Origin of the sequence: Loktanella sp. SALINAS62 (genome assembly GCF_018263905.1) — a bacterium.
Taxonomy (GTDB): Bacteria; Pseudomonadota; Alphaproteobacteria; order Rhodobacterales; family Rhodobacteraceae; genus Loktanella.
This window is the reverse complement of sequence record NZ_JAAFZU010000059.1, coordinates 1-242: the sequence shown is the minus strand read 5'-3', so window position 1 is coordinate 242 and position 242 is coordinate 1. Positions and strand designations below refer to the sequence as shown.

Below are 242 nucleotides of genomic sequence, written 5' to 3'. Positions count from 1 at the left end.
TGGACGAACTTCTGAAGGGCTGCGAGCGGCCTGAAGATCTTCTCGGCAACGACGGCTTGATGAAAGAGCTGAAGATCAAGCTGATGGAGCGGATGCTGGGTGCCGAGCTGACCGCGCATCTGGGCTATGAGGACGGCAAGGATGCGCCGTCCGATCAGGCCAACCGCCGTAACGGCTCATCCACCAAACGATTGAAGGGCCAGGACGGCGAGCTGCCTATCGCCGTGCCGCGGGACCGGGAC

1 protein-coding gene is annotated in these 242 nt (G+C 62.4%); it reads left to right on the top strand.

Features of this window, described 5'->3' with window-relative positions:
* Positions 1-242, top strand: a 242-nt coding sequence (locus GZH79_RS17495) for a transposase (RefSeq protein WP_211645063.1), incomplete at both ends; no start/stop codon positions are given.